The following is a 25,131-nucleotide window of genomic DNA, read 5'->3' as shown; positions in this document are numbered from 1 at the left end:
GGGCAAAGACTACCGGCATCAAGGTTCGCTATCGAAGGTTCTGACCCGCGCGGCACTGCAGATACGGAAATTCCCGTTTATGGGTTTACGACCTAGTATGAGATCCCGCGTTAATTCATTCACTTTTTTGATATCCTCCTCTGGCAACGGGGCATTTTCCAGCGTGCGGTGAATAACATTCGTAAATGGATCTAAAATTGGGAATATAGCATTTTGCATTTCTGCATGCGTAGGTGTCAAATCAGGCTCATATATACTAAGTATAAGCAGGAATTTCATGTCATGCTTGTGCATTTCTTTCAGATAAATCATATTTTCAGCAAGAGCATCCGGGACGGATATTTTTCGCGAGGCGATGTCGTGCACTCGGTGAAAATAGGCGATTGCCATCTCGGACCATTCAGCCAAAACGCTGCCAGCTTCCATTATATTTTTGAGGCGCTGATCATGCCGATCGCGTTTTTCATTCAAACCAAAAAGCAATAGGCCTGAGAAGATCCCGGACAAGGCCGCGGTTATGAGCGCCTGTAGTAATATGGCCATATGTCCCCCGATTCTTTTGACTATGTTATCAAAGAAGCGAGGCCCCCGCCTCCCCGATCATTTGAAACCGTTTAAGTTTGTGCCCCTGTGTGCCCTGACGTGCCACTGCGTGCCAACGCTAAAGCACGATAATATATAGGTTTTCTGTCGATTTTCGGCTATGGTTGAGCCCTGATATCGGGCAGCTCTCACGGGGGATCACCATGCCGAATTCCGCAGTTAACGCAACCGATGGCAGCCGCTACGTCATCGCGTTTTCCTCTGTCCTGGCAGGCGGCCCGGCGACAATCACGAACGGGCGCAGCTACACCGGCGCGACCGTCATCGTGGGCCGCGGTTTGGTCGACTATACCGATCTGAAGGCGGCCGGCTGGATCGTGATCGCGGATCATACCGGCACGACGGCGCAGCGGCCGGTTGATCTGGAGCAGGGCGGGGCGTTGCCGCCCGGCTTCCGCTACCTCGACACGACGATCAGCAAGCTCGTCTTCTGGACCGGCCGGGCTTGGATCGATGCGACGGGAGCCAGCGCATGAGCGACGATACCGTCAAAGTCCTGATCGTCGCTGATGCCTCAGGCGTCAAAGCCGGCACCGATGCGGCGAAAGGCTCAATCCAAGGCCTGAACCCGATCGTCGCACAGATGGGCGCTACCTTCGCCGATGCCAGCAAGCAGACGACCGCCGCGCTCGCGAACATGAACGTCGCGCTCGGCAATACGGCGCGCGCTCATAATGACGAGGCGAAGGCCTCTGGAAACGCCTACGTCGCGAAAGAAATGCTCCGACATTCCGTGCGATCGATGACGGATTCCTATGCCGCGGGTATGCCGGTCCTGAACATTTTCATGGAGCAAATGGGCCGGTTGACCGAGGTTGCCGAATATAGCGGCGGCGCGCTTGGCAAGGTCGGCGCGTTCATGTCGTCGGGTTGGGGCATGGCGGTTTCTTTGGCCGTCTCGGCGATCGTGCCGCTGATCGGCAAGCTGTTCGAAGGTGCCGACGCATCGGAAGCCATGAAGCAGCGCCAGAACGAGCTTGCCAGCTACCTCGACAAGACGACCGGCAAGATCAACGCACAGGTCACGGCGCTGGGGCTGCTGGCGCATGCCCGCGACGAAGGCAAAAAGACGGACGACAAGCTGAAGGATTACCGCAGCGACCGCGGGAACGTGATCAGCGGCGTGGAGAAGGGTATCAACCCGCAGACGGTGCAGGGCGGTGGCTACAGCTATAAATTCGATCCCGGCATTCCAGCGGCTGCCAAGGCGGAGATCCAAGACTATCTCGGCAAGTATAAGGCTGGGCTTACCAACGTCGCCACGCTCTATGAGAAGATTCGCGAGATCGCTGCGGCGAACCCCGCAAACACCGGCCTGCAGAGACTTGCCGATACAACCCTGACGCTCAGCCAGGCCGCACAAACCTCAGCGGCGTCCTTTCGTGGTAATCAGGTGGAAATCGCCCGATCGGCGGTTGCTGCCGGCACCGCGACCGAGGCCCAAAAGAAGCTCGTGGAGGCGGCGACGCAGCACGACCACAGCGTATCGCGCTCGATCGAGCTACAGGTTGCGCTCGCAACGGCAACCACGGCAACAGAGAAGGCCCGCGCCAAACTGGCGCTGGTGCAGGAGTCGGGCAAGAACATCGCTGAGACGGATACCGCGGGCCAAGCCAAATTCCGCGCCGAGCTGACTGCCGCGTCGACAGCCTTGCATCAGGCAGAGCAGGCCGAAAAGGATCTCCGCAAGGCGAAGTCCGAAACCCGCGCCGAAAATGCCGCCGCGGCGAAGGCCGAACGCGAGGCATACCGCCAGGCGCTCGAAGACGAGAAAACCAAGCTCGATCTGGCGAAGGGCGATGACGAGAAGCGCGTCGCGCTCGCCATCGCATTTGCGGACGAGATGAAGCGCATCCACGGCAAGGAATCCGACGAATATAAGCGGGCCTATGATGAGCAGGTTCGGATCACTCAGGAGGCCGCACAGCATAAGGCGCAGATCGAGATCGACCTTGCGGAGACGATTCGGAAGCTTCGTGACATCGATCTGTCGGAAGAACAGCACGACGCCGAGTTCCGCAGGCAAATGGGCGCCGAAACCGCCCGCCAGTTGATCGAGGACGAGAAGCGCATCGCGAAGGCGAAGTATGACGCCGCGCGCGTCGCGATCGTCAGTGAGATCGCCGCGACACCGGAAAGCGAGCGGGTGAAGCGCGCGGCGCTCTACAATCAGCTTCGCGTGCTCGATCGCCAATATCAGGCCGATCGTACCGCGCTGGAGCAGCGCGCGGCCCTGCAGCGGACACAGATCGAGCGAACCGCCATCGGATCGGTTGCGTCGTCCTGGGGGCAGAATATCGGCAAGATGCTGACCCTGCAGCAGGGCTTTGGCGCCTCGATCAAGGGCATGTGGCAGGGACTACAGCAGGCGATCGGCAACGCGCTGGCGACGATCATGGAAAACTGGCTCGTTACGCACATCACGACGCTGTTGATGGGCGGGGCTGCATCGAAGGCGGCCGGCGCGGCTGAGATCGCCACACAGGCCGCCATAGCGGGCGCTGGTGGCGTTGCGTCGATGGCGGCGGCTCCATTCCCCCTCGATCTCGGAGCGCCTGAATTCGGCGCGGCCATGGCTGCGGCGGCAGGCTCGTTCGGCACCATGTTGACCGTCCCCGCCTTCGACGTCGGCGCGCTGAATATCTCGAAAGACCAGCTCGCAACCGTGCACAGCGGCGAAATGATCATTCCGGCGAACGAGGCTGGCGGATGGCGCGCCGTCTTGGCCGCGGTTCCCAAATTCAGCCTGCCAGCGAGCGCCTCGCCGTCTTACGGGATGCCGGCGAACAATAACGGGGCTGCCGGGGCGAACGGGGCTGGCAGCGGTTCCGGTGGCGATACGCACCTGCACCTTACCTTCAACGGCCCAACGGACAAGGCCAGCATCGCAAAATGGCTTCTGGACAACAAGCACGGCGTGGCAGCGGCCGGCATGGCAGCACACCGGGGCGGGCACCGATGACCGGGGCCACGATCGCCGAGCGTAACGCGGATGCCGTCCCTTACCTTCGTGAGAAGGTCGGCACGCAATGGGAAGGAGTGGAGCGCCGGCTGATCTACTCGCTACCACGCCTGTTTCCAGATCGGCCGCTATCGGAGACGCTCGGCGTGATCGAGCGCCTGGAGCTGATCTTCCTGAAGCACGAGAAGGCCGCCTCAGACGCCCACGTTGTGGCTGTGGCATCGAAAGAGGATTGCCTGAACGCGATCAACGATTGGGCGATGACGCTGTGTATCGGCTTGCTGGCGGAGATCGCGGCGCGGGAGCTGGCGGTGCAGTCCGCCCCCGCCGTTTGATTGTCGTGGGGATGGCTGGGGCCAGTTCGGATCGCCGAGCGGCTTGGGAAGATTGAGGGGAATATCTGTCATCGCTTGCTCCATCGGTTAAGGAGCAGACTTCATAGGCACCGATTCCGCACGGTCGACCAACACTTCGTCCACCAAGCGCAACCACCTGTATAGGCGCCTGCTCGGTGCACGGGCGATATAAGCTCTTTGACACTTCCAGATGGGGCATGTTGATTGCTGCGCTGTAGCTTGCCCGATCGCGCTGCCGGTGGCAGCTTGCCGCCTCCATCATGGAGGTGCGCCATGCCAACCTACCTTGTCCGCCTGAAAGCCGATCAGCCGAACCCTTACGACATCGTGGGCCTGTTTATCGCCGATAACGTCACGGAGCTGGAGGAGTTGGTTGACGAGTGCTGCGACGCATTCGCCTGCGAGTTCACCACCCTGCCGAACGGCGGGATATATATGAGCGGGCCGGCCATTCCGATCCCCAGCATTCCCGACGAGTCCGAGGATCTCAATTTCTTTCGAGACGCGACGATGACAGACAGTTGGGCCGGCCCGTTCTTCCATGGCACCGACGTGCCGCCTTGGACGTCGCTTGCCGAATGCCCTTGGTCATCCGATGAAGAGCGACAGCAGTTGGCGGATTCTGCGATGGCGAAGCTCATGGCGCATTACGACAAGCCGGGAGCCGTGAAATGACGGACGCGACTCCGTGGCCCGACACGGAAACCGAATATTTGCTGACGGATGCGCGCATTGTCGCGACGCTGAAGAAGGGCGGCGCGATCGTGGAGGATGGCCTAACCCTATCGATCCGGGAGGGGCGCTCGTGGAATACCCGAGGCGAACATGACGATCCCACGCGGGAAGAGTGGCTCGAATATCATTTCTCGTTCCACGTCGAAGATGGCACCTATCCCGAGTCCATGGTGAGCCAGAAGGGGCAGATCGTCATCAGCGGCACTCATCCGAACGGCAGCGTGCTCCTGATCCAGGGGAAGGGATGGGTCGGCTATGACGAGCACGGCAACCCCGAGGGGCATTTCGAACAGCCGCCGAAGGTGACGGTAGCGATCGGGCCGGATGCGGCCACCCGCCTTAAGCGCGAGGCCGCCCGGATGGCGGCGCTCACTTTCCCGGTTGAGGGGACCGTTCAGTAGGACCGCATCGCCCCCGTTGGTAGAGCATCTCGTTTACACCGAGAGGGTCGCGGAGAATCCCAACCATAGAGTTGAATTTTTACGCCTCATGCGTATATCGAAGCTGCCAAGTCGCTCTCTCGCTCCGAACTGTCGCCGTATGGCGTGCGTTCCTGCCGATCGGCAGGATAGGACGAGAGAGCGCAACCCTCACTTGAATGTCCATATATCATCCAACTTGCGCGCCAGCATCGCTCGCCAGCGGCCGGCGTCTGGTCGATCAGCTCGGTAGGAACGCCCAATCGCGCCCACGCACATATCGGCGAGCTGTATCAGTGGATCGCCGCGCGAGTCCTTCATTCGCACATCCCGAATGGCGCCCGGACCCGCGTGCTTGCGGAGGTGCGCGTTGAGGTCGCGCCGGAAGGTCCGTTCTCCGCTCCCGTCTATGACGACGCGCGCATCCGTTAGCCGTCCGTTGTCGAACTTGATCATGGATTTGACGAAGAAGCGGTAGAAGGCCTCCTTGTCGGTTTTAAGATGCATGGACCGAAGCCGCTGCTTCTCCACCACGATCGCGCGCACCCGGAAGGCAAACGGCGTGATCGCGGCGAAAAAGGCGTCTCGGACGTCGTTGCTGGCTTTGCTGAACTTAAACTCCGGCTTCACGCGCCACTGCGCCTGAAGCGCCTGGATTGCGTCGGCAGTGCGGCCCGCCTCCGCATGATCCGCGAATAGGACCATCGCGACCGCAAAAACGTCGGTCGAGCCTTCCCCAAGCCGAAATCCAGAATCGCCACTTTCATCGATAAAAACCAACATAGATAGCTTAGTGACCTTGAGTTGAATCAAGGGCAAGGGGCGTCGCGCTGTGGTTGCCGGTGGTGATCAGGTATCCCCTCGCATTCGCAATGCGGGCCGCCGCGGTAGAGCACTGTGTTGACATCGCAGGTGTCAGAGCGCCGGTTTGTGGTACCGGAGGTTGCGGGTTCAGCTAGGTTGTGGGTTTGAGTCCTACGGGACTACCATCTTCCTCTGCCCTCCGAAGGCAGCGCTCAATGGCAGAGCAGAAGCTTCAAAAGCTTGCGCTCTGATCGTGCGACTTGGGCCGATGGTCGCAGTGTCGCATCCAAACACATTCCATTCGACGAGTATATTATATCCTTAGCGTACAGTGCATTCGTTTTTTCCGGTCATGATGGTTCCGATTCCGAAATGGTCACAGGATGAAGTTGTAGTATCCGAAGTTGCCGAAGCAGCAGTTGGCAAAAAATCAATGCCATCCAGTTCTGATTTTCCGGCAAATTTTATGTTTTCCGCACCATACATAACTATGATACTTTTGGTTTCACACTCGGAAACAATAGTCCGTTCGCCGATCCACAGTACCCTTTTAATTCCGCACCTGCCTCGTTCACCTTCCTTGTCAACGATATAGAGCGGCATGCCGATAAAGCCCTGACGATAACGAGCGCTGGCTGCCGCGAATATGATAATCGGGATAGCAATCAATGCAACGGTGACCACGCTAAGCCTTATGTAGGGCCGCCATTTCTTCCCGTCCGGCCTATATTTAATCGCAAGCGCCAACGCTATAACAAATGGGATTGTCGGCAGAGCACACCACATCGAGACAAACAGCCCAGACATGAGAACATCTTGCGGAGATGCCACCAAAAGAAAATTAATTCCCCAGCTTCCAAAAATTGTTGAGTTAATGACAACTGATGCAACGAAACCGAATAGCAAAACAATAGACGTTATATCTATCGTAAATGAAAGTATTGGTCGCAGCGCGGTTAATATACTGGGCTGGCCCTCATTCACTCGCCAACCCCTTCTCGACGAGCCGGCGGATAGCTTCGGCGCGCGGAGGTAGATCCGGCTGCTTGCGGCGCCATTCGTCGATCGTCTCCATCCATCCGGGCGGAGTGACCATCTCAAAACGACCTGACTTTGCCTTGCTCATAATTCCTACGTATCACCCGTTGACACCGTAGGCAATCCGTAGGATACGTAGAGCAAGCCGGGATTGAGGATTAGGCCCCTCGCCCCCGGCTTTGTCCGCAACCGTTCGAAGGATGAACGATCATGGCTATCACCACCTTACAGCCGGGCGCTGCCCCGGCCAACCCTTCGCGTCGCTCGATCATCGGCGGGCTCGCAATCGCGCCGCTCGTCGCCGCCGCACCAGCATCGGCCGAACTCCAAAGCTCGCTGGAGCAGGAGCTTGACCGCCTGATCGATTGGAAGGGCCGCCTCGATATGTGGAATCTCGACGAAGCGGGGGCCGATCGGCTCAGCGACGCGGCGTCGGCGGCCTATCGGCAGGTTGAAGCGCTCCCGGTCAGCCCTGGCAACGTCATGGTCCGTGCGAAGGCGCTTACGCTGCTGTTCATGTCTGACCCGCGGGATCTGCACGACATGGACGACACCACCGACAACTGCCTCGTCAAACTCATGGCGCGGGATGTGCTCGCGGGAAGGGCGAACTGACATGGACGCCCCCTCGAACGTCGTCCGCTTGCCCACCGCAGCGCCTCGCAAGCCAAACAACCATCGCTTCAAGGAGCAGCGGGCCGCTGGATATGAGGCAAAGCAGGCCAGCGTGTTTCGCGAGCGCTACATAAATCCCCGCGTCCGTGCCGTCATGGGGGACGCTGAGACGATCATGGGAATCGAACAGACTCCCGCCCTGCTGATCGCCTCTGCTCTTTTTGCGTTGGCGGATCCCGACACTCAACAGAAAGCCATGGAGCAACTGGCCCCCGGTGCCGTCGTGGGGCGCAAGGCCCATATCCAAGCAATCGCGACCATGCGGAGACTGCGGGCGACGACCATCGGAGAACAGTACGACTTTTATAACGCCATAGATGAGCTGGAGAAGCGGAGAAGCTAACACAGCAGTCGTGAAAACCACCGTACGACGGGGCGGGGCAGCGATGCTCCGCCCTTTTTCGGATCTGCGTACGATTCTCAGCAGGACAAAGAAGGAACATTTGCTGCATCTGTGCTGCGTCGAGTTCCCGCGACACGCGGATAAAGCGGGACAAACCCCAATAAAACCGGAGAATCTAGGATAATAGGCGCCGCACGCCCGCGGCGCGACCGAACGCCGATTAACTACATGATTTCCCTTGGAAAACCTTGGTAGCGGAGGAGGGACTTGAACCCCCGACACGCGGATTATGATTCCGCTGCTCTAACCAGCTGAGCTACTCCGCCCCATCAAGGAGCCCGCCGAAGCGGTGGAGGCGGCCTATAGGCAGGGCTTTGATCTCGGTCAACTGGTACAAATCGGCAGGAGCCGATAGAGAGCCCTCGACTCGAAAGAAATGGCTGGGGAGATTCGGAATTGGCGCGGTATGACGTCCTTATTGTCGGTGCGGGGCATGGCGGTGCGCAGGTCGCGATATCGTTGCGCCAGAGCAAGTTCGAAGGCTCGGTTGCACTGCTCGGCGACGAACCCGATCCGCCTTATGAGCGCCCCCCGCTCTCGAAGGAATATTTCTCCGGCGAGAAGAGCTTTGACCGCATATTGATTCGCCCGGAAAAGTTCTGGGCGGAGCGGAACATCGACCTGCTGTTGAGCCGCCGCGTCGTATCGGTCGATCCCGCAAGCCATAGCGTAACGCTCGGCGACGGATCGACCATCGATTATGGGATTCTCGTCTGGGCGACCGGTGGCAGCCCCCGCCAGCTCATATGCGGCGGCGCGGAGCTCACGGGCGTTCACGGCGTGCGCACCCGCGCCGATGCCGATCGGATGCTCGGCGAACTCGCGACGACGAACCGGGTCGTCGTGATCGGTGGCGGCTATATCGGGCTGGAAGCAGCCGCCGTGCTCTCAAAGTTCGGCAAGCATGTGACCGTGCTCGAAGCGATGGACCGGGTGCTGGCGCGGGTGGCCGGCGAGCCGCTGTCGCGCTTCTACGAGGCGGAACATCGTGCCCATGGTGTCGAAATCCAACTGGGTGCGAAGGTCGATTGCATTGTCGGCGAGAATGGCCGCGTCACCGGCGTGCGCATGCACGACGGCACGATTCTCCCTGCCGATATGGTGATCGTCGGCATCGGCATCATACCGGCGGTCGAGCCGCTGATCGCGGCCGGTGCAGCGGGCGGCAACGGCGTCGACGTCGACGAGTTCTGCCGTACAACCTTGCCCGATGTCTATGCGATCGGCGATTGCGCAATGCATGCCAATGCCTTTGCCGATGGCGCGCGCATCCGGCTCGAATCGGTGCAGAACGCCAATGATCAAGCGACGGTGGTGGCCAAGGCGATCACCGGAAATCCCGCCCCTTATCATGCCGTGCCCTGGTTCTGGTCGAATCAATATGATCTGCGGCTGCAGACCGTGGGCCTGTCGATCGGCTTCGATACGGCGATCGTGCGCGGCGATCCCGCGACCCGCAGCTTTTCGGTCATCTATCTGCGTGACGGGCAGGTCCTGGCCCTCGATTGCGTCAATGCCACCAAGGATTATGTTCAGGGTCGCGCGCTCGTCACCGGCAAGCTGGCGCCTTCAGCCGACGATCTGGCCAATCCGGAGGTTGCGCTGAAATCGCTGATACCGGCCTGATCCGGGGGAACCGTCGCGCCATTCGCCACGTTGGCAGCCAGAATCCCGCATGATAGTCTGGGACAAAGGATCGCAAGCATGGAACTGACGGTCTCCCTTGATACAATCTGTCGCCTGATCGTGCGCTCCCGCGAAATGGAAGCGCAGGTGCCCGCGATCGAGGCCGATGGCGAACCCGATCCCACCGATACCGACGATCCTTATGCGGTGCTGGAGGATGAGGCGAATGAGGCGATCGAGGAGGAAATTGCGGCCCTCCTCGAAGATCTTGGCGACGACGAGCTTGCCGACATCTATGCGCTGGCATTGATCGGTCGCGGCACGTTCGATGCCAGCGAATGGGACGAGGCGTTGGAGGCCGCGAACGAGGATGACCGCCAGGCGGTGATCGACGAGCTGCAGGAAATGCCGTTGCTCGCCGGCTATCTCGACGCCGGCCTCGCGGCCTTCGATCTCAGTTGCGAGGGGATCGGACAGATCGATTGAAGCGATAGTCCGCAATCGGTTCCCACAGGCCGTCACGATAATAGAATGCGGCGAGACCGGCGATCGTCAGCGGTCTCCGCCGAAAGTCCGGCGCCAGCGCCTCGCGCAGCGCGCGGGCATCATGAAGCGGGACCTTGTTCTGAATCGTTACGTGCGGGCGCCAGGGGGCATTGTCCTGCGGCGTGAGCTGCCCTTTCAGGGCAGCGGCGATCCGGTCGCGAATGACCTCCAGGCCATCGCTAGCCACCAGATAGGCCACGCCGCGCCCCAGTGAGATCAGTCCGGTGATCCGCGCAACCGGCGCCATGCCGCGCACCTCGCCTTTCAGCAGCCGCAGCAGTTCGTCGCAGGCCGATGGCGGCAGGTGATGGAACAGCGTCAGATGGGCCGGCAAGACATTGCGGTCAGCCGGAAAATGCGCCGTTCGCTGCGCATCGAGCCAGGCGAAATCGGCCGGGCCCAATATGGCGGCAACGATGATCGGTGCAGCGACCGTCAGATCTCGACCTGACTGCCGAGCTCGACCACCCGGTTGGTCGGCAACTTGAAAAACTCCATCGCACTTTCCGCGTTGCGCAGCATCCAGGCAAAGAGCTTTTCGCGCCAGATTGCCATGCCCGGCCGCGATGACGGCAACAAGGTCTGCCGGGCCAGGAAGAAGCTGGTGTCCATCATCCGGAAGTCCGCCCCGCATTTCTTGGTACGGGCGAGCACCGCCGGCACATCGGGATCTTCCATGAAGCCATAATGGATGATCAGGCGGTAGAAGCCTTGCCCCAGATCATCGAAGTCCATCCTATTTTCCTCGGCGACATAGGGCATGTCGGCAATCCGGACGGTGAGCAGGATGACGCGTTCGTGGAGCACCTTGTTGTGCTTCAGATTGTGGAGCAGCGCATGCGGCACGCCCTCCGCCGTCGACGTCATGAACACGGCGGTGCCGGGCACGCGGGTCGCGGAACCGACGGCCGACTGCACAAACACCTTCACCGGCATGGCCACCTCGCGCATGCGATCGATCATCAACGCGCGACCCCGTGCCCAGGTCGTCAGCAGGGTGAAGGCGATGAAGCCCACAAGCAGCGGGAACCATCCGCCATCGGGCACCTTGGTGAGATTAGCACCGAAATAAGCGAGATCGACGAGGCCGAATATGGCGATCAGCGCGCCGGCCAGCAGCTTGTTCCAGCGCCACAAATGGACGAGCACCACCGCCAGCAGGCAGGTGTCGATCGCCATCGCACCGGTAACCGCGATGCCATAAGCCGCAGCCAGGTTGGTCGACGAACGAAACGAAACCACCAGCAGGATCACCATCACCATCAACGCCCAGTTGATCGTGGGGATGTAAATCTGCCCGATGGCGCCGGCGCTGGTATGATTGATGCGCAGACGCGGGATGAAACCGAGCTGGATGGCCTGCTGCGTGACCGAAAATGCGCCCGAGATCACCGCCTGGCTGGCGATCACCGTCGCCATCGTCGCAAGGATGACGAGCGGCAGCCGCAGACTGGCGGGTGCCAGCAGGAAGAAGGGGTTATGAATCGTGTGCATGGCGGTCGCCATGTCCTGCGACAGTATCATCGCGCCCTGCCCCAGATAATTGAGCATCAGCGCCGGCAGGACGAAGAACAGCCAGGAAATCGAGATCGGCTTGCGCCCGAAATGGCCCATATCGGCGTAGAGCGCCTCTGCTCCCGTCACCGCCAATACCACCGATCCCATCGCCAGAAACGCCATGCGCCCTTCGGCCAGGAAGAATTGCAACGCATACCAGGGATTGAGCGCGATCAGCACATAGGGGTTGCCGACGATATGGACGACGCCCAGCACCGCAAGCACCGCGAAATAGACTAGCATGATCGGGCCGAACAACAGCCCGACCTTAGCCGTGCCCCGCGCCTGAATCACGAACAGGACAATCAGGATGCCGACCGCGATCGGCAGCACGAGCGGCTGGAATCCGGCCTCGACGGTGGTCAGCCCCTCGACCGCCGACAGCACCGAAATGGCCGGCGTGATCATGCTGTCACCATAGAAGAGCGCCGTCGCGAACACGCCGAGCAGGACGATGCCCTTCGTCCAGCGCTTGCCTTCAGATTTTCGATTGATCAGCGCCAGCAGCGCCAGGCTGCCGCCTTCTCCCTTATTGTCGGCGCGCATGATGATCGCGACATATTTGATCGTGACGACCAGCATCATCGACCAGAAAATTAGGCTCAATACGCCCAGAATATGGAGCTGATCGGGCACCAGCGGGTGATGGCCGGCAAAGGTTTCCCGAAATGCGTAAAGCGGGCTGGTGCCGATATCACCGAACACGATGCCCACCGCACCAACCACAAGCTGTGGCATGCTGCCATGGACATGCGAATAAGGCACGACCGCGCTGCGCCCGGCCGCCGCATCGGGCGCCTCTTTCATGTTACTATCGCCGCTCATCGCGCGATGGACTTCGCCATACCCGCCATATGTGTTCCTTGGCGCCAGCTTCCCCAACCGGCGACATAGCGGCGGGCGCTAGCATTAGTTCCGCAGCGCCGCAACGAACAACCGCCCTTATTTCAGCGAAACGTACAAGCTTGCGATCAATCACCCGCCGCCAGAGTTCGTATCGTAAATTGGGTTACCAATCGGTGTACCCCCGGCAGCGCCGACAGGATTTCGCGATGGACCCGTTCGTAACTGTCGTCGTCCCGCACCAATACCTTGATCAGATAATCGGATTCACCGCTCATCAGATGGGCCTCCGCCACCTGTGCCGTCCGGGCCAGGGCCGCCTCGAACGCCATCATCGTCGCCTGCCGCTGATCGATCAGGGTGACCGAGACGAACACCGTCGATGGATTGCCTTGCGCGGCGGCCGACAATCGCGCCCGATAGCCCAATATCAGCCGCGCCTCTTCCAATGCCTTGACCCTGCGATGGGCCGCCGAGGGCGACAGCCCCACCCGCGCCCCGAGCTGTTCGCCGGTAACACTCGAATCACGGCGAAGTTCGCTCAAAATTTTGCGGTCAATCGGGTCCATACAGGATAATATTGCAATATATCAACTTTTGCACAAGATTCTTGCAATAACAGCCTTCGTGGAACACATCTTTGCGAACTTCCGACGCCTCCCGGATGTTATTCTCCCGGTACAGAATTTGAGGAAGTTCATCATGCGAGTCGGCGTTCCGAAGGAGATCAAGAATCACGAATATCGTGTGGGGCTGACTCCAGCCTCGGTCGCCGAGCTGGCGGCCGCCGGCCATCAGGTCTTCGTCCAGACACAGGCCGGATCGGGTATCGATTTCGACGATCAGGACTATGTCGATGCGGGCGCAACGATCCTGCCGGATGCCCCCGCCGTCTTTGCCAGTGCCGACATGATCGTGAAGGTGAAGGAACCGCAGCCGTCCGAAATCGCCTTGCTCGAGCCCCGCCACCTGCTGTTCACATATCTTCACCTCGCGGCCGACAAGCCGCAGGCGGAGGGGCTGATGCAATCGGGCGCGACCTGCATCGCCTATGAAACCGTAACCTCGCCAAATCGCTCGCTGCCCCTGCTCAAGCCGATGTCCGAAGTCGCCGGTCGCATGTCGATTCAGGTGGGCGCGCATTATCTCGAAAAGGAACAGGGCGGGCGCGGGGTGCTCCTGGGCGGCGTACCCGGCGTGGCGCCTGCACGGGTTGCGATCCTCGGCGGCGGCATCGCCGGCGTCAACGCCGCCCAGATGGCGGTCGGCATGCGCGCCGACGTCACGATCTACGATATCAGCAATGATCGGCTCGCCGAACTCGACATGTTCTTTTCGAGCCAGATCAAGACGGCCTATGCCAGCAAGGCCGCGATCGCCGCCGCCGTATCCAAGGCCCATCTGGTGATCGGCGCAGTGCTGGTGCCGGGCGCCGCCGCGCCCAAGCTCGTCACCCGCGAAATGCTCAGGACGATGAAGCGCGGCTCGGTGATCGTCGATATCGCGATCGATCAGGGCGGTTGTTTCGAAACGTCGCACGCGACGACGCACGACGATCCCGTCTTCGTCGAGGAAGGCGTGATCCATTATTGCGTTGCGAACATGCCCGGCGCTGTCGCGCGCACCTCCGCCTTCGCGCTAAACAACGCGACCCTGCCGTTCGCTTTGCGGCTGGCGAATATGGGTGCCGAGGCGGCGATGGCAGCCGATCCGCATCTGGCGGCGGGCCTGAACGTGTCGGGCGGCAAGATCCGGCATCGCGCGGTGGCGGAAGCGCTGGGACTGCCCCTGAACTAAATCCGGCTGGAGCCGCTTAAAATCCCGCAGGCGTCATTCCGCAAATTGACGCCTGCGGGCTATCGAAATTCTATCCCAGCTTGCAGGCGCAGAATTTGTTGCCATCCGGGTCACGAAAATACGCCATGTAATAGCCGGGCCCACGCTCGCCTGGCGCGCCTTCGTCCGATCCGCCCAGTTCCAGCGCCTTCGCATGGAACGCATCGACCGCCTCGCGGCTGGGCATATCGAGCGCGATCATCGTACCGTTACCCACCGTGGCAGCTTCACCGTTGAACGGCTTGACCACCCCCAGCACCAGCTTGCCATCCTTCGCGAACCCCGCACCGCCCTTCGGATTGTCGAACATCTTGCTGACCCCCTGGGTCGCCAGCAGCTCGGTGAAAAAGGGCACCGACTTCGCGAAGTCACTGGAACCGACGGTAATGTAGCTGATCATCGTGCATCTCCCTCATGATCATTATCGCCGGAAACGATAGCAGCGCCGCCCGCAAGGCCAACAGCCTTATTCACCAAACCGTCATGCCGCTCCGATCAAACGCCCAGCGATCGCAGCGCGCCTGACACCGATCCGGCATAGCCGCTGCCGAACAGCCGCAGATGCACGAGCAGCGGCCACAGCCGGTAGATCGGCTGCCGTTCGCGCCAGCCAGCCTCGAGCCCCAACGCTTCGAAGAAATCCGGCGGCGGATGATCGAACAGCGTCAGCATCGCGACCCGATCGGCGATCGGCATCATCGGTACAGTTCGTCAATAATAGCCGCCGCCGCGGCATCGACTTGCTGCCAGGTGATCTCGAAGCCATCTTCGCCGCCATAATAAGGATCTGCGACGGCCTGCCCCGCCAGTCCATCGACCATGTCGAGCAGCAACCCCAGCCGCGCCGTCGCATCGGCCGGCGCGAGCCGCCGGAGGTTGGACAGGTTGGTGTGATCGAGCGCGAAGATATGGCTGAAGCGCCGAAAATCCTCGGCCTGAACCTGTCGGCCGCGATAACCGCTGATGTCGATCCCGTGGCGGCGCGCGGTCGCACGGGCGCGCCGGTCCGGCGGTTCGCCGACGTGCCAGTCGCCGGTCCCGGCGGAATCGATATCGAGTTCAAGCCCTGCCGCAACCGCCCGCGCTCGCAAAGCCGCCTCCGCCAGCGGCGAACGGCAGATGTTGCCGAGGCAGACGAAGAGGATGGCAGGCAGCGGAGCGGTACGGGACATGATCAATGCATAGCATGAATCGACCGGCGCAAAGAGGCCGCCAGGCAATCAACGGCCCGACCCGTGCTACTGCCCCTTCATCTGCTCGATTTCGGCGAGCCGTTGCTCGACATCGGTACGCCACGGCGCATCCTTGGGGCTGCGATCGAGCAGGCCGCGCCAGATTTGCTCCGCGCGATCGAGCTGGCCGGCCTGGGCATAAGCCAGCCCCATGAAGAACGGCGGGCCGGGATGATCGGGGGCGATCGCCGCCGCCCGTTCGAAGGCGAGCTGGGCCGCTGGCGACATCATGCCGCTGCCATGGATCACCATCGCATTGCCGAGGCCGACCCACAAATCGGCACTCTTCGGGTTGCGCTCCAGCGCCCCCTTGATCAGGCCGATCGCGTAGAGGTTGAGCCCCTGCCGGTGAAAGGCATCGGCGGCGCCCAATATATCGGCGTCGCGGCCGAACTGGCCGAGCAGCTTGGTCCGCTCGATCGCGAATTCGCTGTCTGGCACATGCGCATCGGCGGGTGGCGGGGTCGGCTTGCCCGGCATGCCGGGGCTGCCTTGCCAGGCATAGCCCGCCACCGCGAAGAACAGGGCCGCACCCACCAGTTCGAGCGTTCCCTTGGGCAAGCGGCCGAAGCGCCACAGCACCCCGCCGGTCGCCAATGCCAGCACGATAAAGATCAGCCAGCCCATCAGCGCTTGCTCCTCGGCTTGAAACGCCCTCGCATGAGCCACAGCCCGAAGAGGAGGAAGATGATCGGCAACGCCCAGAGCGGCCATGTCATCCGGTCGACCGGCGGCTTGAAGCTCACCCAATCGCCATAGCGCTCGATCAGCCACTTGCGGATCGCCTCGGGCCTCTCGCCGGCCGCGATCCGGGTGCGGACCAGCGAGCGCATGTCGCCCGCCATCTCGGCGTCGGAATCTGCGATCGACTGGCCCTGGCAGACGAGGCAGCGCAGGGTGAACATCAGCGCCCTCGCCTCGGCCTCCTGCTTCGGATCGGGAAGCTGCTCGTTCGCGTAGCGTGCGGCCGGCATGAGCGAGTCGGCGAGCAATGGCCACGCGCACATCATCGTCATCCCCGCGAAAGCGGGGACCCAGAGGCTCCGAATCCGAGCTTTGACCGGCAACGCCCTCGCGCCGTTGCTTCGCGCTACGGACCTATGGGTCCCCGCTTTCGCGGGGATGACGGGTTGAGAATGCATCATTGTGCCGCCGCCAGCGCCGACATGATCCCGGGCACCTCCTCGGGTCGTATATCGCCGATATGCTGGAGCCGGATGATGCCCTTGCCGTCGACCACGAAGGTTTCGGGCACGCCCGACGATCCCAAAGCGATCTGCACGCCGCTGTTCGGATCGCCGCCGATCGCACGGAACGGATCGCCGTTACGGGCGAGAAAACGACCGAGATCTTCCGGGCGGTCGCGGATCGCGACCCCGTAGATCGGCACGCCGGCCCGCGCGAGCTGGATGAGCTGCGGCGCTTCGGCGGCGCAGGGAATGCACCAGCTCGCGAAGATGTTCACCAGATGCGGCTTGCCATCGGCCAGTTCGACGCTCGACAGGCCGGGCTTGCCGGGGATCGCTGGCGCCAGCACGAACGCCGGCATCGGCTTGCCCACCAGATGCGACCGGATCGTGCGACTCTCCGGATTGATCAGCCCGCCCGCGAACACGATCAGGAAACCGACGAACAAGGCCAGCGGCAGCCAGATGATCAGCTTCTTCATATATAATAAGCCCGCTGCGGCGCGTGCCGCATCTCGCGCCGGACCCGCCCGATCAGCGCCAGGAAGCCGCCGAACGCCACCATCGCGCCACCCGCCCAGATCAAAGTAACGAATGGCTTCCACCATAAGCGGAGCTGCCAACGGCCCTGCTCGTCGGGTTTGCCGACGACAACGTAGAGCTGGCCGTCCCACACGGTGCGGATCGCCGATTCGTTGGTTTCGGTCTGTGGCGACGGGAACATGCGGGTCTGCGGCTTCAGCGTGAACGGATCGCCGGCACCGCGTCGGGCGATCACGGTTGCCTCGACGGCGGTATAATTGGGACCGGCCACCGGCTGCACATCCTCGAGATGGACGGTGTAGGGGCCGACATTGTGCGTCTCACCCACCCTGGCTGCCACCAGCGTCTCCTTGGTGAAGGCGCTTTCCGATGCCATCCCGCCGAGGCTGACGGCGATGCCGAGATGCGCGATCACCATCCCCCAGATGTAAAAGGGCGTGCGGCGCAGGTTACGCTTCCACAGCGGCGCGAGGCTCGCCAGCCCGACGCCGGCCGCCGCGATCAGGCCGAGCAGCGGAAGGATACCGATCGGTGGCGCGAGCGCCTTGACCGCGAGCAGCACCAGCGCCGCCACCAGCGCCGGCACAGCAAGGCGCGTGGCCAGCGGCTTGAGATCGTCGCGCCGCCACTTCATCATCGGGCCAGCCGCCATCACCACCATAAGGATCAGCGCGAGCGGACCCGCCGCAGCATTGAAATATGGTGGACCGACCGAGAGCTTCTCGCCGGTAACCGCTTCCGCCATCAGCGGATAAAGCGTGCCGACCAGCACCACGCCGAGCACCGCCGACAGCAGCAGATTGTTGACCACCAGCGCACCTTCGCGGCTCACCGCCTCGAAACGCGATCCTTCGCGCACCGTGCCAACCCGCAACGCGAACAATGCCAGCGCGCCGCCAATATAGATCGCGAGCAGCGCCAGGATGAAGCTGCCGCGGCGCGGATCGACTGCGAAGGCATGGACGCTCGTCAATATGCCCGATCGCACCAGGAAAGTGCCGACCATGCTCATCGAGAAAGCGACCACCGCCAGCATCACCGTCCACGCGCGCAGGCCATCGCGGGTGGCGAGCACCGTCACCGAATGGAGCAGAGCGGTCGCCGCAAGCCACGGCATCAGCGAGGCATTCTCGACCGGATCCCAGAACCACCAGCCGCCCCAGCCCAGCTCGTAATAGGCCCAATAGCTGCCGGCGGTGATGCCGAGCGTCAGCAAGATCCACGCGCCCAGAACCCAGGGCCGCATGGCTTTGGCGAAAGCCGCGCCGACATCGCGGGTCACCAGAGCCCCGACCGCGAACGAGAAAGCGATCGAAAGGCCGACATAGCCGAGATAGAGCGTCGGCGGATGGAAGGCGAGGCCGGGGTCCTGCAACAGGGGATTGAGCCCCTGCCCTTCGGCCGGCGCCGGATTCAGCCGCGCAAACGGGTTCGACGCGAACAATAGGAAGGCATAGAAGCCCAGCCCGATCGCCGCCTGCGCCGCCAAGGTCGCGATCAGCGTGCGCTCGTTCAGCCGGCGCTCGAAGATCGCAACCGCGCCGCCGGCGACCGCCAGGATCGTCACCCACATCAGCATCGAGCCTTCATGGTTCCCCCATGTGCCCGCGAATTTGTAGAGCAACGGCTTGGTCGAAGCGTCGTTGGCGGCGACCAAAGCCACCGACAGATCGACCGTCACGAAACAATAGATGAGCGCGACGAAGGCGATCGAGGTCAGCACCGCCTGCACCATCGCCACCGGCCGAACGGTTGCCAGCAGATCGACGCGCTGGCTCGACACCGCCATCGCCCCCAGCAGGAGTTGCAGCGCCGCGAGCGCGGCGGCGAGCCACAGAGCGGCAAGCCCGGCTTCGGCGATCATTTTTTCAGGCTCTCCGTCTTGTGCATCTCACCCGCGATCTGCGGTGGCATATAGCGTTCGTCATGCTTGGCGAGGATATTGTCGGCGACAAAGCTCTGATCGGGCTGGAACTTGCCCTCGGCAACCACGCCAGATCCTTCCTTGAACAGATCGGGCACGATCCCCTTGAACCGCACCGGCACCGTCTCGGCATTATCGGTGACGACGAAATCGATCGTCACGCCATCACCGTGCCGCCGGATCGAGCCCTTCTGCACCATTCCGCCCAGCCGGACCGCGCGGCCCGGCTCGACATGATCGCGCTTGGCATCGCTCGGTGTATAGAAATAGGCCGCCTGATCCTTGAGCGCGGACATGGCGAGCAACGCCGCGCCGACGATCGCGACCACCGCCAGCAACGCCAGGATGAGACGCTGATTCTTGGCTTTCATGTCCGCTCCCCGCTCTCCCGCCGGCGGGTCAGCGCATCGGCCTGCTTCTCGGCGCGACGCATCGCGACATAGCTTTGCACGAATATGCCGACCGTGCCGACGATCGTCAGCGCATAAGCGGCGGCAATGAACGGCCAGTGGTTCATTCGGTCGCCATCCGCTTCAGCCGCGCGTCGACCCGTGCCTGCGCGAGCAACGCCCGCATCCGCATCAGTACGATCGCAGCAAATAGCAGGCTGAAGCCCAGTAGCGAGATCGGCAACGGCCACAGGATTGATCCATCGATCGTCGATCCCTGCATACTGATGCTCTGCCCCTGATGGAGCGTCCGCCACCACAAGACCGAATAATGGATGATCGGGATATTGACCGCGCCGACGACGCCGAAGATCGCCGAGATCCGGTCGCTCGCACCGCGCTCGGCACCCGCCGACGACAAGGCGATATAGGCCAGATAGAGGAAGAACAGGATCAGCATCGAGGTCAGCCGACCGTCCCATTCCCACCAGGTACCCCAGGTCGGGCGGCCCCAGATCGATCCGCTCATCAGACAGATCGCGGCGAACAACGCGCCCGGCACCGCCACCGCGCGCGCCGCGACGCTGGCCAGCGGGTGGCGCCAGACGAGCTGCATCAGGCTGGCGATCGCGATTCCGCTCCAGCCGGCCATCGCCAGCCAGGCGGCCGGCACATGGACGTACATGATGCGAACGCTTTCGCCCTGCAGATAGTCGGGCGGCGTGATGAACAGCCCCGAAACGATCGCGACAGCCACCAACAAGGCCCCGATCCAGCCGCAATATGGCGTCAATGGACGGGCGATCGAAAGGAACCGGTTGGGATTGGCGAAGATATGCACGGTGGAGCGCAATAGAGCAGCTTTTGATGACAGGGAAGCCGGCACAGCTTGCGGCAGGGATCAAAGCGCTCCATGGGCTCACACAGCCGCGATTTTCCGCGCCATACTGCCAAAGTACCGCCATGTCCGCCGGAAGCCAGAACGAACGACACACGCATCAGGGCCGCGGGATTCTCCTGCGCTGCCTGTCCGTGGCGTGCTTTGCGACGATGAGCGCCTGCCTGAAATATGCGAGCGCCGATGGCGTCAGCGCGATCGAAATGCTGTTCTATCGGTCGCTGTTCGGCATGCCCGTGGTGCTGATCTGGCTCACCCTGGGCCCGGGTATCGGCGCGATCCGGACCCGGCGGCCCGGCGCGCATCTCGTCCGATCGCTGATCGGCCTGACGGGCATTCTCACCTATTTCAATGCGCTGATCCTGCTGCCGCTGGCCGACGCCGCGACGATCGGCTTCACCGCCCCGATATTGGCGACGATATTGTCCGCGCTCGTTCTGCGCGAGAAGGTTGGCATCCATCGCTGGGGTGCGGTGCTGCTGGGGTTCATCGGCGTGGCGATCGTGGTGCGGCCGGGCGGCGATGCCTTGTCGCATACGGGCATCATGTTCGCCTTGCTGAGCGCGCTGGGGACGGCGGGCGTGGCCATCACCATCCGGCAGATCGGCGGCACCGAACATCCGGGCGCGATCGTCTTCTGGTTCTTCTTTGTCTGCGCCATCGTGAGCGGCATCGGTATGATCTTCTACGGGCATGCCCATGGAGGCATGACCACGATCATCCTCATTATCGCCGCGATATTCGGGGCCAGCGCGCAATTGCTGATGACGATGTCGCTACGGGTCGCGCCGATATCGGTGGTGGCCCCGTTCGATTATACCCAGATCATCTGGGCCAGCCTGCTCGGTTGGGTGGTCTGGGCCAGCGTTCCCACCATGAACACGCTGGCGGGCGCGGCGCTGATCAGCGCCAGCGGCCTTTATACCGCGCTACGCGAGCGCCGGCTCCATCTTGAAAGGCTGGCGTCAACGCTGCCGATCGAGTGAATGCGATTAGCCCCGGCCGATCAGCCGCATGGCCATGCGATCGGCAACCGTCGCCGCAGGCGCGCCGGTGGCGGCGCTTTCGGCCCAGATCTGTTCCAGCCGCTCGGGAATCCTTGCCACCCGCGCCTCCACCTCGGCACGATCGCCGTGGCCCAGATATTCGAGCGCTACGTTGATGATGCCACCGGCATTGATCACATAATCGGGCGCGTAGAGAATCCCGCGCGCATGCAGCCGATCCGCATCGGCCTGCGTCGCCAGCTGGTTGTTCGCGCCGCCGGCCACGATCGGCACCCGCAATCCGACGATCGACTCTTCGGTCAGGATCGCGCCCAGTGCGCACGGGCTCAGCACGTCCGCTTCGATCCCCATGATCTCCGATGGAGAAATATGCTTGGCACCAATCTCGGCTGCCATCCGGATCGCGCGCGCCATGTCGGCATCGGTAATCGTCAGCTTCGCGCCATCGGCGGCCAACAGCCGCGCCAGCCCGCCACCGACGCTACCCACGCCCTGGATCGCAATATGTACGCCCTGCGCGCTATCCTTGCCCAACCCGCGACGAATCGCGGCCTTCACGCCGAGATAGACGCCATAGGCCGTCGTCGGCCCGGGATCGCCGCCCGCGTGTCCCGCCGCCACCGGAAGGCCGGAAACGTGTCGCGTTTCCCGCGCGATCGCCACCATGTCGGCGTCGGTCATCCCAACGTCCTCGGCGGTGACATAGCGCCCGCCCAGCGAATCGATCGCGCGGCCGAATGCCGCCAGCATTTCAGGCGTCTTGATCCGCGCCGAATCGGCGAGCACGACGCCCTTGCCCCCGCCCATTGGCAGGCCCGCCATGGCATTCTTGAAGCTCATGCCCCGCGATAGCCGCAAGGCGTCGGTGATCGCGTCGGCTGGATCGGGATAATGCCAGAAGCGCGTGCCGCCGGCCGCCGGCCCGAGATGAGTCGAGTGGACGGCAATGACCGCGGTCAGGCCCGACGCGGCATCTCGGAACAGATGCACGCCTTCATGATCATCAAAATCGGGGTAGTTCCAGGGGGCTGTCATCGCGAGTCTCGAGAAATTTGATTACGTGATCGCGTAATAATATTATTCTTCGCGAATAGCCAGCGCGGATCATCTCCGTCGTTTCACGGAAGGAAATGGGGCGATCGACGGGGATTGAACCCGCAACCTCCGGTACCACAAACCGGCGCTCTAACCAATTGAGCTACGATCGCCACACAGGCGTCCGCCGTCTTCGGCGGTACGATGCGGCGCTCATAAGGAGTGCCCCCCCCAAGCGTCAAGCAAACATCGTCGCAGGCCCGAGACAAATATGACGGTTTGGCTTGCCTCTGTCGCGGCAAGGCTACAGAAGACGCCTGTGCTTTCTCAACGAACCCGATATGCAATACGAGCCTTGCTGCATCTTGGCGATCGCTATGGCCAGGGTCCCATCCAGCTCGGCGAGATCGCCGAAGCGCAGAACATTCCCGCAAAATTCCTTACCGTCATATTGTCGGAGATGAAGCGGGCCGGCTTCGTCGATACGATGCGCGGCAAGGAAGGCGGCTATTGGCTGGCGCGGCCGCCCGGCGAAATCACCTATGGCGATATCGTCCGCGCGACCCGCGGATCGCTCGCCCTCGTGCCTTGTGCCGCGCGGCTGGCCTATGCGCCGTGCGAAAATTGTGTCGACGAAGTCTCCTGCCGGCTGCGCGCAGTAATGTTGTCGGTGCGCGATGAAACGGCGAACATTCTCGATAAATTGTCGCTCGCCGAACACGTGGCCGTCTGATCGGGAAGCCGGGACACACGCAAAACTCGCTGAAAAGTTCCATCGGAATCGAGAAAAACTTCAGCCTCGGATCGACGCATAAAGTCGTTACGCCTTCAAATCATTCGGGATTTTTTATTGACGCCCCGAGTCGTAACGTTATGTCAGCGGCAGGGTCGGCGTTCGGGCCGTGCCTTGAAAATGCTAATGGGAGCTGCTCGCATGAAGAAGCTTAGCTTTGTTCTCGCCGCCGCCGGCCTGATGTCTCTGGCCGCCTGCAACAAGCCTACTCCGGTGGAAAATGCCGCCGAGAACACCGCTGCGGCGTTGGACAACCAGGCGGATACGCTGGCAGCAGCAGCTGACCAGACCGCCAATGACGCGACCGCCGCGAACTACGACAATGCCGCGGATGCACTGCACGAAGCGGCGGACAACGTCGTCGACGCAGCCAAGAAGAAGTAAAATTGCGGCAGCACCGAAATAGTGCACCGCAATCATGAACGGGCGCCCCGGAAACGGAGCGCCCGTTTTGATTCTTGCCAGTCTCTATTCCGGGCTACCGCACTGCGGTTCGCGAGGCCGGGCGGAACAAATTACGCGGCGCGGTTGGCGCGGCGGGCCTTTTCGAGCTTTTTCATCACCATGTCGCGTTTCAATCGCGAGAGATGGTCGATGAACAATATGCCTTCGAGATGGTCGATCTCGTGCTGGAGGCAAGTCGCGAGCAGACCTTCGAGGCGTTCTTCATGCGCACCGCCATGCTCGTCCTGCCAACGGGCGTGGATGACGGCCGGACGCTCGACATCGGCATATTGGTCGGGCACCGACAGGCAGCCTTCGCTATAAACCGAATATTCCTCGGACGGATCGAACAACTCAGGATTGATGAAGACCATCGGGCGCCGAACCGGCTTGCCCTCCGCATCTTCCTTTTCCTGCAAATCCATCACGAGCAGGCGCTTGGGCACCCCCACCTGGATCGCGGCCAGCCCGATGCCGGGTGCGTCGTACATTGTCTCGAACATATCGGCGATCAGCGTGCGCAGATCGTCGTCCACAGCCTCGACGGGAGCGGAAATCGTGCGCAGCCGGGGGTCCGGAGCCTCGAGGATCGGTAATAGGGCCATCGCGATCAGCTAGGAATTTGCAAGTGGCTCGTCAAGGTCAGGAAACGGGTCGACGCGCACGTAACGCCTGCGCCAGCGTTCCTTCGTCGAGATAATCGAGCTCGCCGCCGACCGGCAGACCATGCGCGAGCTGGGTAAGCCGGATCGGGAAGCTTTCCAGCCGATCGGCGACATAATGGGCCGTCGTCTGCCCCTCCAGCGTCGCGTTGGTGGCGAGCACGACCTCGTCGATCCCGCCTTCGGCGATGCGGCGCACCAACGCATCGATCGTCAGATCTTCCGGCCGCACGCCTTCGAGTGCCGACAGCCGGCCCCCGAGAACATGATAACGCCCCGGAAACAGCCGCGCGCGATCGAGCGCCCAGAGATCGGCGACCTCCTCAACCACGCACAGCATCCGTGCATCGCGGCGCGGGTCGCTGCAGATCGCACAGGGATCGTGCGTGTCGACATTGCCGCAGACATGGCACGATGTGAGCCGTTCGTTGACCAGTTCGAGCGCGCGCAGCAGCGGAACCATCGTGCTGTCGCGCTTTTTCAGCAGGTGCAGTACCGCACGGCGCGCCGATCGCGGCCCCAGCCCGGGCAGTCTGGCAAGCGCCTGCGTCAACGCCTCGATTTCGGGAGATGCCATATTATCTCGATATGGGCTTGCATCCATCTCTGGCAAG

32 protein-coding genes and 2 tRNA genes are annotated in these 25,131 nt (G+C 62.1%); 13 read left to right on the top strand and 21 right to left on the bottom strand.

Annotation, left to right across the window (positions count from 1 at the left end; all coding sequences use genetic code 11):
• Positions 1-18 precede the first annotated feature (18 nt).
• The gene (locus tag BLS13_RS20465) at positions 19-543 is read right to left on the bottom strand and encodes a hypothetical protein (RefSeq protein ID WP_143011994.1); all 525 of its coding nucleotides are present in this window, start codon (positions 541-543) and stop codon (positions 19-21) included.
• A gap of 203 nt (positions 544-746) precedes the next feature.
• Here BLS13_RS20465 and BLS13_RS17045 point away from each other — a divergent pair, with 203 nt between their 5' ends.
• From BLS13_RS17045 to BLS13_RS17025, 5 genes are all read left to right on the top strand, one after another.
• Entirely contained in the window at positions 747-1,079 is a 333-nt protein-coding gene (locus tag BLS13_RS17045) for a hypothetical protein (protein WP_093453911.1), read from the top strand.
• Complete coding sequence (locus BLS13_RS17040) at positions 1,076-3,565, top strand: hypothetical protein (protein ID WP_093453910.1); 2,490 nt, start codon at positions 1,076-1,078, stop codon at positions 3,563-3,565. The genes BLS13_RS17045 and BLS13_RS17040 overlap by 4 nt, the downstream gene beginning before the upstream one ends.
• Positions 3,562-3,900 (top strand): hypothetical protein, encoded by a 339-nt coding sequence (locus BLS13_RS17035; protein ID WP_093453908.1) that lies wholly within the window; start codon positions 3,562-3,564, stop codon positions 3,898-3,900. Before BLS13_RS17040 ends, BLS13_RS17035 begins: the two co-directional genes overlap by 4 nt.
• 294 nt (positions 3,901-4,194) lie before the next feature.
• A complete protein-coding gene (locus tag BLS13_RS17030; protein ID WP_093453907.1) occupies positions 4,195-4,596 on the top strand; it encodes a hypothetical protein in 402 nt (133 codons plus the stop codon).
• A complete protein-coding gene (locus BLS13_RS17025; RefSeq protein WP_093453905.1) occupies positions 4,593-5,057 on the top strand; it encodes a hypothetical protein in 465 nt (154 codons plus the stop codon). The genes BLS13_RS17030 and BLS13_RS17025 overlap by 4 nt, the downstream gene beginning before the upstream one ends.
• Before the next feature lie 189 nt (positions 5,058-5,246).
• Here BLS13_RS17025 and BLS13_RS17020 read toward each other — a convergent pair whose 3' ends face one another.
• A complete protein-coding gene (locus BLS13_RS17020) occupies positions 5,247-5,858 on the bottom strand; it encodes a DUF3800 domain-containing protein (protein ID WP_093453904.1) in 612 nt (203 codons plus the stop codon).
• Between the two features lie 342 nt (positions 5,859-6,200).
• Positions 6,201-6,863, bottom strand: coding sequence for a hypothetical protein (locus BLS13_RS20460; protein WP_143011993.1), 663 nt, complete (start codon positions 6,861-6,863; stop codon positions 6,201-6,203).
• 264 nt (positions 6,864-7,127) lie between these two features.
• Here BLS13_RS20460 and BLS13_RS17015 point away from each other — a divergent pair, with 264 nt between their 5' ends.
• Positions 7,128-7,532, top strand: coding sequence for a hypothetical protein (locus tag BLS13_RS17015; protein ID WP_093453902.1), 405 nt, complete (start codon positions 7,128-7,130; stop codon positions 7,530-7,532).
• A 1-nt stretch (position 7,533) separates the two neighbouring features.
• Positions 7,534-7,935, top strand: coding sequence for a hypothetical protein (locus tag BLS13_RS17010; protein ID WP_093453901.1), 402 nt, complete (start codon positions 7,534-7,536; stop codon positions 7,933-7,935).
• 249 nt (positions 7,936-8,184) lie between these two features.
• On the opposite strand, the gene BLS13_RS17005 is transcribed toward BLS13_RS17010, so the two are convergent.
• Positions 8,185-8,261 (bottom strand) — tRNA-Met (locus BLS13_RS17005).
• Positions 8,262-8,391: 130 nt separating this feature from the next.
• Here BLS13_RS17005 and BLS13_RS17000 point away from each other — a divergent pair.
• Both BLS13_RS17000 and BLS13_RS16995 read left to right on the top strand, forming a co-directional pair.
• Entirely contained in the window at positions 8,392-9,621 is a 1,230-nt protein-coding gene (locus BLS13_RS17000; protein ID WP_093453899.1) for an NAD(P)/FAD-dependent oxidoreductase, read from the top strand.
• A 78-nt stretch (positions 9,622-9,699) separates the two neighbouring features.
• Positions 9,700-10,107 carry a DUF3775 domain-containing protein gene (locus tag BLS13_RS16995; protein WP_093453898.1) on the top strand — a complete coding sequence of 136 codons (408 nt, stop codon included), beginning with the start codon at positions 9,700-9,702 and terminating at the stop codon, positions 10,105-10,107.
• Here the strand turns inward: BLS13_RS16995 and BLS13_RS16990 are convergent.
• The 3 genes from BLS13_RS16990 to BLS13_RS16980 form a co-directional block, all read right to left on the bottom strand.
• Positions 10,076-10,570 carry a 2'-5' RNA ligase family protein gene (locus BLS13_RS16990; RefSeq protein WP_256325942.1) on the bottom strand — a complete coding sequence of 165 codons (495 nt, stop codon included), beginning with the start codon at positions 10,568-10,570 and terminating at the stop codon, positions 10,076-10,078. The genes BLS13_RS16995 and BLS13_RS16990 overlap by 32 nt on opposite strands.
• Positions 10,571-10,602: 32 nt before the next feature.
• A complete protein-coding gene (locus tag BLS13_RS16985) occupies positions 10,603-12,531 on the bottom strand; it encodes a potassium transporter Kup (RefSeq protein ID WP_093453896.1) in 1,929 nt (642 codons plus the stop codon).
• Between the two features lie 164 nt (positions 12,532-12,695).
• Positions 12,696-13,136 (bottom strand): Lrp/AsnC family transcriptional regulator, encoded by a 441-nt coding sequence (locus BLS13_RS16980; RefSeq protein ID WP_176943647.1) that lies wholly within the window; start codon positions 13,134-13,136, stop codon positions 12,696-12,698.
• A 133-nt stretch (positions 13,137-13,269) separates the two neighbouring features.
• Here BLS13_RS16980 and ald point away from each other — a divergent pair, with 133 nt between their 5' ends.
• Positions 13,270-14,364, top strand: coding sequence for an alanine dehydrogenase (ald, locus tag BLS13_RS16975; protein ID WP_093453893.1), 1,095 nt, complete (start codon positions 13,270-13,272; stop codon positions 14,362-14,364).
• A gap of 70 nt (positions 14,365-14,434) precedes the next feature.
• On the opposite strand, the gene BLS13_RS16970 is transcribed toward ald, so the two are convergent.
• The 10 genes from BLS13_RS16970 to ccmC all read right to left on the bottom strand — a co-directional run bounded on the left by BLS13_RS16970 (position 14,435) and on the right by ccmC (position 20,519).
• Positions 14,435-14,803, bottom strand: a complete 369-nt coding sequence (locus tag BLS13_RS16970; protein WP_093453892.1) for a VOC family protein — start codon at positions 14,801-14,803, stop codon at positions 14,435-14,437.
• A gap of 95 nt (positions 14,804-14,898) precedes the next feature.
• On the bottom strand, positions 14,899-15,102 hold the full coding sequence (locus BLS13_RS16965) for a fructosamine kinase family protein (protein WP_093453890.1): 204 nt from the start codon (positions 15,100-15,102) through the stop codon (positions 14,899-14,901).
• Positions 15,099-15,575: a low molecular weight protein-tyrosine-phosphatase gene (locus tag BLS13_RS16960; RefSeq protein ID WP_093453930.1), complete on the bottom strand. Its 477-nt coding sequence runs from the start codon at positions 15,573-15,575 to the stop codon at positions 15,099-15,101. The genes BLS13_RS16965 and BLS13_RS16960 overlap by 4 nt, the downstream gene beginning before the upstream one ends.
• A gap of 66 nt (positions 15,576-15,641) precedes the next feature.
• A complete protein-coding gene (locus tag BLS13_RS16955) occupies positions 15,642-16,262 on the bottom strand; it encodes a tetratricopeptide repeat protein (protein WP_256325941.1) in 621 nt (206 codons plus the stop codon).
• Positions 16,262-16,642 (bottom strand): cytochrome c-type biogenesis protein, encoded by a 381-nt coding sequence (locus BLS13_RS16950; protein WP_256325940.1) that lies wholly within the window; start codon positions 16,640-16,642, stop codon positions 16,262-16,264. The genes BLS13_RS16955 and BLS13_RS16950 overlap by 1 nt, the downstream gene beginning before the upstream one ends.
• A gap of 134 nt (positions 16,643-16,776) precedes the next feature.
• Complete coding sequence (locus tag BLS13_RS16945) at positions 16,777-17,304, bottom strand: DsbE family thiol:disulfide interchange protein (protein ID WP_093453887.1); 528 nt, start codon at positions 17,302-17,304, stop codon at positions 16,777-16,779.
• Positions 17,301-19,229, bottom strand: coding sequence for a heme lyase CcmF/NrfE family subunit (locus BLS13_RS16940; protein WP_093453886.1), 1,929 nt, complete (start codon positions 19,227-19,229; stop codon positions 17,301-17,303). Before BLS13_RS16940 ends, BLS13_RS16945 begins: the two co-directional genes overlap by 4 nt.
• Positions 19,226-19,660: a cytochrome c maturation protein CcmE gene (gene ccmE / locus BLS13_RS16935; RefSeq protein ID WP_093453884.1), complete on the bottom strand. Its 435-nt coding sequence runs from the start codon at positions 19,658-19,660 to the stop codon at positions 19,226-19,228. Before ccmE ends, BLS13_RS16940 begins: the two co-directional genes overlap by 4 nt.
• On the bottom strand, positions 19,657-19,806 hold the full coding sequence (gene ccmD, locus BLS13_RS20455; RefSeq protein ID WP_143011992.1) for a heme exporter protein CcmD: 150 nt from the start codon (positions 19,804-19,806) through the stop codon (positions 19,657-19,659). Before ccmD ends, ccmE begins: the two co-directional genes overlap by 4 nt.
• On the bottom strand, positions 19,803-20,519 hold the full coding sequence (gene ccmC / locus BLS13_RS16930) for a heme ABC transporter permease CcmC (protein ID WP_093453927.1): 717 nt from the start codon (positions 20,517-20,519) through the stop codon (positions 19,803-19,805). Before ccmC ends, ccmD begins: the two co-directional genes overlap by 4 nt.
• A gap of 122 nt (positions 20,520-20,641) precedes the next feature.
• On the opposite strand from ccmC, the gene BLS13_RS16925 reads away from it, so the two are divergent.
• A complete protein-coding gene (locus tag BLS13_RS16925) occupies positions 20,642-21,562 on the top strand; it encodes a DMT family transporter (RefSeq protein WP_093453883.1) in 921 nt (306 codons plus the stop codon).
• A gap of 6 nt (positions 21,563-21,568) precedes the next feature.
• Here BLS13_RS16925 and BLS13_RS16920 read toward each other — a convergent pair whose 3' ends face one another.
• Together BLS13_RS16920 and BLS13_RS16915 are read right to left on the bottom strand one after the other, a co-directional pair.
• Positions 21,569-22,618, bottom strand: coding sequence for a Glu/Leu/Phe/Val family dehydrogenase (locus BLS13_RS16920; RefSeq protein ID WP_093453881.1), 1,050 nt, complete (start codon positions 22,616-22,618; stop codon positions 21,569-21,571).
• A 96-nt stretch (positions 22,619-22,714) separates the two neighbouring features.
• A tRNA-His gene (locus tag BLS13_RS16915) sits at positions 22,715-22,791 on the bottom strand.
• Positions 22,792-22,937: 146 nt separating this feature from the next.
• On the opposite strand from BLS13_RS16915, the gene BLS13_RS16910 reads away from it, so the two are divergent.
• Entirely contained in the window at positions 22,938-23,351 is a 414-nt protein-coding gene (locus tag BLS13_RS16910) for an RrF2 family transcriptional regulator (RefSeq protein WP_093453925.1), read from the top strand.
• Positions 23,352-23,552: 201 nt separating this feature from the next.
• A complete protein-coding gene (locus BLS13_RS16905) occupies positions 23,553-23,795 on the top strand; it encodes a hypothetical protein (RefSeq protein ID WP_037523200.1) in 243 nt (80 codons plus the stop codon).
• A gap of 131 nt (positions 23,796-23,926) precedes the next feature.
• Here the strand turns inward: BLS13_RS16905 and def are convergent, their stop codons facing one another.
• Both def and recR read right to left on the bottom strand, forming a co-directional pair.
• Positions 23,927-24,460, bottom strand: a complete 534-nt coding sequence (gene def, locus BLS13_RS16900) for a peptide deformylase (protein ID WP_093453879.1) — start codon at positions 24,458-24,460, stop codon at positions 23,927-23,929.
• 37 nt (positions 24,461-24,497) lie between these two features.
• Entirely contained in the window at positions 24,498-25,094 is a 597-nt protein-coding gene (gene recR, locus BLS13_RS16895; protein WP_093453878.1) for a recombination mediator RecR, read from the bottom strand.
• Positions 25,095-25,131: the final 37 nt, after the last annotated feature.

The sequence above is a fragment of the Sphingomonas sp. YR710 genome, from assembly GCF_900101455.1.
GTDB lineage: Bacteria > Pseudomonadota > Alphaproteobacteria > Sphingomonadales > Sphingomonadaceae > Rhizorhabdus.
Note: the sequence above shows the minus strand (reverse complement) of the source record. Positions and strands in the feature narration are given on the sequence as shown.